We start from the raw sequence: 8063 nt of genomic DNA, 5'->3' as shown, positions 1-8063 counted from the left end.
GAGAGTTCTGACGCCAACATCAAAAACTTTAGCTGCCTCGACATGGCTGTGTCCTTCTTTGATGTAATCTAATGCTCGTTGTTTAAAATCTGTACTATATGCCATAGCTTTATTATAACATGCTTGTTTAAAACTAATCAACTATAATACCTCTTCTAGCTGATTTTAATAACAGCTTATTTTAAGGTTTTTTCCTTATAATGTCAAGTAAGGTTTCTGGCTTTCAAGATAAAAATGGGAAAGTCTTGAAAATTATGATAAAATGGTGGAAGGAAAAATTCAGGAGAGTAGTAGTGACTCAAAATGTTGAAAGTCTTCTCGTATCCATTGTAATCAGTGCATACAATGAAGAAAAATATCTGCCTGGTCTAATTGAAGACTTAAAAAATCAAACCTATTCTAAAGAGAATATTGAAATTCTATTTATAAATGCTATGTCCACAGATGGGACCACAGCTATCATTCAGCAATTTATAAAGGAAGATACAGAGTTTAACTCAATTAGATTGTATAACAATCCTAAGAAAAATCAAGCTAGTGGTTTTAACCTGGGAGTTAAACATTCTGTAGGGGACCTTATTTTAAAAATTGATGCTCATTCAAAAGTTACTGAGAGTTTTGTAATGAACAATGTGGCTATTATTCAACAAGGTGAATTTGTCTGTGGGGGGCCTAGACCGACGATTGTCGAAGGAAAAGGAAAATGGGCAGAGACCTTGCATCTTGTTGAGGAAAATATGTTTGGCAGTAGCATTGCCAATTATCGAAATAGTTCTGAGGATAGATATGTTTCTTCTATTTTTCATGGGATGTATAAACGAGAGGTTTTCCAGAAGGTTGGTTTAGTAAATGAGCAACTTGGCCGAACTGAAGATAATGATATTCATTATAGAATTCGACAGCAGGGTTATAAAATCCGCTATAGCCCAAGTATTTTATCTTATCAGTACATTCGACCAACGCTCAAGAAAATGCTGCATCAAAAGTATTCAAATGGTTTGTGGATTGGCTTGACAACTCATGTTCAGCCTAAGTGTTTATCACTATTTCACTATGTTCCTTGTCTATTTGTTTTGAGTCTTGTGTTTAGCCTAGCACTACTACCATTCACATTCTTATTTATAACTTTACTATTAGGGATCTATGTTCTACTTTTATTACTACTCACTTTACTGACTTTATTGAAACATAAAAATGGATTTCTAATTGTAATGCCTTTTCTGTTATTTTCCATTCACTTTGCTTATGGTCTTGGGACGATTATAGGTTTAATTAGAGGAGTTAAATGGAAGAAGGAGTACAAGGAAACAGTTCTTTATTTGGAAAAATAAGCCAAATCAATCAAAATATGTTACAATTACAGTATAGTAAAATTCTTTTAAGGAGGAGTAAATTTCTATGAATAAAAAACTCACAGATTATGTCATTGATCTGGTGGAAATTTTAAATAAACAACAAAAACAGGTCTTCTGGGGTATATTTGACATTTTCAGTATGGTGGTTTCCATCATTGTCTCTTATATCTTATTCTACGGATTGATTAACCCAGCGCCTGTTGACTACATTATCTATACGAGTTTGGCCTTCCTGTTCTATCAATTGATGATTGGATTTTGGGGGTTGAACGCTAGTATCAGCCGTTACAGCAAGATTACGGACTTTATGAAAATCTTTTTTGGCGTGACTGCTAGCAGTGTTTTGTCATATAGTATCTGCTATGCCTTCTTGCCACTCTTTTCCATCCGTTTTATCGTGCTCTTTATCTTGTTGAGTACCTTCTTGATTCTATTGCCACGGATTACTTGGCAGTTAATCTACTCTAAACGCAAAAAAGGCAGTGGTGATGGTGAACATCGTCGTACCTTCTTGATTGGTGCTGGCGATGGTGGAGCCCTCTTTATGAATAGTTACCAACACCCAACCAGTGATTTGGAACTTGTTGGTATTTTGGATAATGATGAAAAGAAAAAGGGTCAAAAACTAGGTGGTATCCCTGTTTTGGGCTCTTATGACAATCTGCCTGAGTTAGCCAAACGCCATCAAATCGAACGTGTGATCGTTGCGATTCCGTCGCTTGACCCGTCAGAATATGAACGTATCCTGCAAATGTGTAATAAGCTGGGTGTCAAATGTTACAAGATGCCTAAGGTTGAAACTGTTGTTCAGGGACTTCACCAAGCAGGTGGAGGATTCCAGAAGATTGATATCACAGACCTTTTGGGTCGTCAGGAAATTCGTCTTGACGAATCGCGTTTGGGCGCAGAACTTACAGGAAAAACAATCTTGGTTACAGGTGCTGGTGGTTCAATCGGTTCTGAAATCTGTCGCCAAGTTAGCCGCTTCAATCCTGAACGTATTGTCTTGCTCGGTCATGGGGAAAATTCAATCTACCTTGTTTATCATGAATTGATTCGCAAGTTCCAAGGGATTGATTATGTACCAGTGATTGCCGATATTCAAGACTACGACCGTTTGTTGCAAGTCTTTGAGCAGTACAAGCCTGCTATTGTTTATCATGCGGCGGCCCACAAGCACGTTCCTATGATGGAGCGCAATCCAAAAGAAGCCTTCAAAAACAATATCCGTGGAACCTACAATGTTGCTAGGGCTGTTGATGAAGCCAAGGTGCCTAAGATGGTTATGATTTCGACAGATAAGGCCGTCAATCCATCTAATGTTATGGGAGCAACCAAGCGAGTGGCTGAGTTGATTGTTACTGGCTTTAACCAACGTAGCCAATCAACCTACTGTGCGGTTCGTTTTGGGAATGTTCTTGGTAGCCGTGGTAGTGTCATTCCAGTCTTTGAACGTCAGATTGCTGAAGGTGGGCCTGTAACGGTGACAGACTTCCGCATGACCCGTTACTTCATGACCATTCCAGAAGCTAGCCGTCTAGTTATCCACGCTGGTGCTTATGCCAAGGATGGGGAAGTCTTTATCCTTGATATGGGCAAACCAGTCAAGATTTATGACTTGGCTAAGAAAATGGTCCTTCTAAGTGGCCACACCGAAAGTGAAATTCCAATCGTTGAAGTTGGAATCCGTCCAGGCGAAAAACTTTACGAAGAACTCTTGGTATCAACCGAACTTGTTGATAACCAAGTTATGGATAAGATTTTCGTTGGTAAGGTTAATGTCATGCCTCTAGAAGCCATCGATCAAAAAATTGAAGAGTTCCGAACTCTTAGTGGAGATGAGTTGAAGCAAGCTATTATCGCCTTTGCTAATCAAACAACCCACGTTGAATAAAAAATCTTTAAAATCAGAAAAACGCATATTATCAGGAATCAAAAAACCTTGGTAATATGCGTTTTGTGATGTGTAAACTTGCTTCGTTTTATTCTGATACTCAATGAAAATCAAATAGCAAACTAGGAAGCTAGCCGTAAGTTGTTCAAAGCACAGCGTTGAGGTTGCAGATAGAAACTGACGTGGTTTGAAGAGATTTTCGAAAAGTATGAAAGTTAGTTGTTCCCCAGTCTATGTTATTGAAAATAGGCCAAAATATCTGAGGGTTTGTGAGCGATATAATCAGGCTGATAGTTTAGTAGATCTGCTTGTTCTCCAAATCCCCAAGTGACGGCCAATTTCTGAATGCCTGTTTCTTGAGCCCCTTGCATATCAAACTTGGTATCTCCGATGATGATGGCTTGTTCTGGTGCTAGTTGATGTGTCTGTAAGGCTTGGCGAATGACATCTGCCTTATGGGGTGTCTCAGGGCTGGAACCATAAATGCCATCAAAGAAACGATAGATTCCCAAGTTCTTAGTCATGTCTTGAGCAGTAGGTGTATTCTTTGTCGTGGTGATGTAGAGTGGATAATTGCTTGATAGCTCCTTAAGCAAGTCTATAATCTGGGGAAAGAGTTGAGCTTCATGGATGCCTTTTGTCTTGTAGTAAGAACGGTATATCTGGACAGCCTCAGAAATTTGTTCTTTAGGCAGGCAGGTCGCAAAACTACTTTCGAGGGGCGGTCCCATAAAACTACGAATCGTTTTGGCATCAGGGCTAGGCACTCCCATCTCCTTAAAGGTATGGGTAAAGGTATTGTGAATCCCGATAGAACTGTCAACGAGGGTTCCATCCAGATCGAAAAAGATAGCTGTGATAGAGGTCATGGTTTCTCCTATTTGATAAGCTTATTCTCCGAAAATTTCTTTTTGGAGGCGACGACCAGTAGGGGTGGCCGCGAGTCCACCTTCAGCTGTTTCACGAAAGGCAGTTGGCATGCTTGCTCCTACTTGGTACATGGCATCGATAACTTCATCCACAGGAATTTTAGATTCGATACCTGCCAAGGCCATGTCTGCTGCGATGAAGGCAAAGCTGGCTCCCATGGCATTACGTTTGACACAGGGAACTTCAACCAAGCCGGCAACAGGGTCACAGATGAGGCCCAGCATATTTTTAATGACAAAGGCAATAGCCTGACTGGCCTGATAAGGTGTTCCACCGGCAGCTAGAGTCAAGGCTGCAGCACTCATAGCAGAGGCAGAACCAACCTCGGCTTGACAGCCACCCTCAGCACCTGAGATAGAGGCGTTGTTTGCGATGACTAGTCCAAAGGCACCAGCAGTAAAGAGGAAATCCAGCTGCTGTTCGTGGCTGAGGTCTAATTTTTCAATAGCAGCAGTTAGAACTGAAGGCAGACAGCCAGCACTTCCTGCGGTCGGAGTGGCACAAACCAATCCCATTTTAGCATTGTGTTCATTGACTGCAATGGCATTTCGGGCAGCAGAGAGAATCGTGTAATCTGATAGAGTTTTTCCGTTTTTGATGTAGTGATCCAATTTGGCAGCATCCCCACCTGTCAGGCCACTACGAGATTTATTTTCATTAAGGCCGAGTTGGACAGAGGCTTTCATAACTTCCAGATTGCGTTCCATGAGAAGGAGGACTTCTTCACGTTCGCGACCGATCAATTCAAACTCTGTTGTAATCATGAGTTCTGCGACATTTCCTTGAAAGTCCAGTTCTGCCTGCTCGACCAATTCTTTGATAGAATAAAACATGCTTCCTCCTATTTAAAGAAATTGACATTGTGGAGATGAGGGATTTTTCGAATTTCTTCGATGGCCTCATCACAGTTGCGACTGTCGACTTCGATAATCATAATGGCTTTTTCACCAGCTTTTTCACGAGTAACATTCATCTGGGCGATATTGATACCATAGCGTGAAAGAGCCTCTGTTACGAGGGCAATCATACCTGGAATATCTTGATGAACAATGATGATAGTCGGTGTATTCATATTGAGAGAGACGGCAAAGCCATTGAGTTCGGTGACCTGAATATTCCCGCCACCGATTGAAATACCAGTCACGCTGATAGTCTTGTGAGCATTTTTAACGGTAATTTTAGTGGTGTTGGGGTGAGGAGCATTGCTGTCTTTCTGAATGGTCCAGACAATCTTGATGCCACGCTTGTGGGCAATCTCCAGACTATTTGGGATTTCAGGATCATCTGTATCCATGCCTAAAACACCTGCAACAAGGGCTAGGTCTGTTCCGTGACCACGATAGGTTTTAGCAAATGAGTTAAATAGTTGGAATTCGACTTCTGTCGGAGTATCATCAAAAATGGAAGAGACAATCTTCCCAATACGAACAGCACCAGCTGTATGGCTACTAGATGGGCCAATCATAACTGGTCCGATGATATCAAAGACAGATTGAAAACGAAGTGATTTCATCAGTTTCCCCTTATAAAAATTCTTATCTCTATTATATCAAAGAATGAGGGTCTTGACTTTAATTGTGGATGAAAACCTTTCTAATACTTCAAATAGCATAAAAATAGTATCTTTTATGACAAAAAACACCTTGTTTAGGGAAATAAAAAATAATTTTGTAATATTTCTACATAAAAGTGTCAAGAAACGGTAATATTTAAAGGGTATCATAGAACTATAGAAAGAAGGAGAATTTTCGAATATGAAATCAACAACTAAAAAGATTAAAACAACTCTTGCAGGAGTAGCTGCCTTGTTTGCAGTATTTGCTCCATCATTTGTATCTGCTCAAGAATCATCAACTTACACTGTTAAAGAAGGTGATACACTTTCAGAAATCGCTGAAACTCACAACACAACTGTTGAGAAATTGGCAGAAAACAACCACATTGACAACATCCATATGATTTATGTTGGTCAAGAGTTGGTTATCGACGGTCCAGCAGCGCCAGTAGCACCAGCTTCAACGACTTATGAAGCACCAGCTGCCCAAGATGAAGCTGTTTCAGCTCCAGTGGCAGAAACTACAGAGGTAGAGGAAGAAACTCCAGTAGTAGGTGAAACAGTAGCAGAAGAAACGGTTGCTTCAACTGTCAGCGGATCTGAAGCAGAAGCTAAAGAATGGATTGCTCAAAGAGAATCAGGTGGTAGCTACACAGCTACAAACGGACGTTACATCGGACGTTACCAATTGACAGATTCATACTTGAATGGTGATTACTCAGCTGAAAACCAAGAACGTGTAGCAGATGCCTACGTTGCAGGACGTTACGGTTCATGGTCAGCTGCTAAAAACTTCTGGCTTAACAACGGATGGTATTAAGAAATAGGGGAAGAGCTTTGAATGGCTCTTTTTTCTTTTTAGAAGCCTGTTCACACTGTGTAGCCAATTTGATATAATCTTCTCAAAAAGTAGTATAATGTTTTTATAGAATATAAATAGTGGTGGATAGCATGCATGCATTATTAGCAACAAGATTAAAAAATAAGCGAAAAGAGCTGGGCTGGTCGCAAAAAGAATTGGCAGAAGGAATTTGCCAACAAACTCAAATAAGTCGCATGGAACAAGGTAAATATATGCCAGGAGCAGATTTGTTATATAAATTATCTGAAAAAATGGGCTTAAATATGGACTATTTCTTTTCAGGAGAAATTTCGAAAGAGTTTCTAAGCTTGTCTGCTTTCAAGAGATTGTCTGAAACATTATTGGAAAATCAAGATTACGCCTCTTTGCAATATGCTTTTGAGGGAGAAAGAAAGCAACAGATTTCCTTATCTTTTGATGAAAAGATTTATCTGGACTGGATAGATGCCATTCTAACCTATCAATGTGAACATCAATTAAAACTAGCTATTTCAAAAATAGAGGACATCCTCAGTAGGATTAGTATTGATAAAGTGGACTACTTATATATTTTGAATACCCTGCTGATTTTCTTAGGCTATGATGAGGATAAGGAGAAATTTGAGCAACTATATGAACAGGTTTCCGTAGCTCTTTCAAAAATCGATACCAGTGTGCGTGAACAAATTGAGTTGTATATCAAAATAAAATACAATTATTGTTACCACCTTTGGAAACAGGAGGAGATGGATAAGTCCAGAGCGCTATTATTGGAGATAATTGAATTTTGTAACAAATATCATAGTAGCTTTAGGTTAGCGGATTTATATTGTTTGTTGGGAAATGTAACAGAAGATCTTGATATCTCTGTTGCTAAGGACTATTATATGAAAGCTAAGGTGCTCTATCTAATTGAAAATAATGAAGTTATGGCACTCAAGGTAGAACAATATCTGATGGATAAGTAGTCAGAGAATGTATAAGGATAGCAGAAGCTATCTTTTTTATGTGTGAAATATAACTATAATTCTTCTTTTCAAAAATATTTAGATTATTACTTAAATTACTTGACAGTTTATATATGTTGATTTATAATATAGGTGAAAGAAGGTGGCAAGATTGGAAAATTAGAATTCGAATATTTGAAAGCGCTATCTATGCTACTTGTTGTGCTGATTCTACTGAGTAATAGTCGGAGTTTTATTAGTACTACTCTAGTTGCTCAAGGTATTGATACAGGAGCGTACTATTCTCCCAGTTAAGAGTACGTTCGTTGTTTAAAATGAAATGAGATAGAAGGAAGGCGAATCCAATGAGCTATAAGGTTTATTGTTTTATTTATTAAAAATTGAAGGATAGTTGTTTTTTGTAAGCTTAAATAGGAGAAGTAAAACGACTCATAAATTATAGTAGATTGAACCTGGAATAGTACGTTATAACTGTTAAAATATTTCTAGAAATTAATTTTATTTTCCTAATCGATTTGTT

8 protein-coding genes are annotated in these 8063 nt (G+C 38.9%); 4 read left to right on the top strand and 4 right to left on the bottom strand.

All coding sequences use genetic code 11. The features are described from left to right. Positions 1–105: IS630 transposase-related protein (locus tag FGQ53_RS10565; RefSeq protein WP_212744431.1), on the bottom strand; the 105-nt coding region annotated here is incomplete at its 3' end. 95 nt (positions 106–200) lie between these two features. On the opposite strand from FGQ53_RS10565, the gene FGQ53_RS10560 reads away from it, so the two are divergent. Further along, positions 201–1331, top strand: coding sequence for a glycosyltransferase family 2 protein (locus FGQ53_RS10560; protein ID WP_138338636.1), 1131 nt, complete (start codon positions 201–203; stop codon positions 1329–1331). 67 nt (positions 1332–1398) lie between these two features. Continuing rightward, entirely contained in the window at positions 1399–3249 is a 1851-nt protein-coding gene (locus tag FGQ53_RS10555; protein WP_138338633.1) for a polysaccharide biosynthesis protein, read from the top strand. 236 nt (positions 3250–3485) lie between these two features. Here FGQ53_RS10555 and FGQ53_RS10550 read toward each other — a convergent pair whose 3' ends face one another. Genes FGQ53_RS10550 through sdaAB form a run of 3 tightly spaced genes read right to left on the bottom strand, consistent with a single transcriptional unit; the run spans position 3486 to position 5692 of the window. Continuing rightward, the gene (locus FGQ53_RS10550) at positions 3486–4118 is read right to left on the bottom strand and encodes an HAD family hydrolase (RefSeq protein ID WP_138338630.1); all 633 of its coding nucleotides are present in this window, start codon (positions 4116–4118) and stop codon (positions 3486–3488) included. Positions 4119–4139: 21 nt separating this feature from the next. Continuing rightward, entirely contained in the window at positions 4140–5012 is an 873-nt protein-coding gene (gene sdaAA / locus FGQ53_RS10545) for an L-serine ammonia-lyase, iron-sulfur-dependent, subunit alpha (protein ID WP_138338627.1), read from the bottom strand. 8 nt (positions 5013–5020) lie between these two features. Further along, on the bottom strand, positions 5021–5692 hold the full coding sequence (gene sdaAB / locus FGQ53_RS10540; protein WP_138338624.1) for an L-serine ammonia-lyase, iron-sulfur-dependent subunit beta: 672 nt from the start codon (positions 5690–5692) through the stop codon (positions 5021–5023). A gap of 241 nt (positions 5693–5933) precedes the next feature. On the opposite strand from sdaAB, the gene FGQ53_RS10535 reads away from it, so the two are divergent. Continuing rightward, entirely contained in the window at positions 5934–6554 is a 621-nt protein-coding gene (locus FGQ53_RS10535; RefSeq protein ID WP_138338622.1) for a LysM peptidoglycan-binding domain-containing protein, read from the top strand. A 131-nt stretch (positions 6555–6685) separates the two neighbouring features. Next, complete coding sequence (locus FGQ53_RS10530) at positions 6686–7543, top strand: helix-turn-helix domain-containing protein (RefSeq protein WP_138338619.1); 858 nt, start codon at positions 6686–6688, stop codon at positions 7541–7543. The last annotated feature ends 520 nt before the right edge of the window (positions 7544–8063 follow it).

The sequence above is a fragment of the Streptococcus mitis genome, assembly GCF_005844455.1.
GTDB lineage: Bacteria > Bacillota > Bacilli > Lactobacillales > Streptococcaceae > Streptococcus > Streptococcus mitis_BF.
This window is presented reverse-complemented; position numbering and strand designations above follow the sequence as displayed.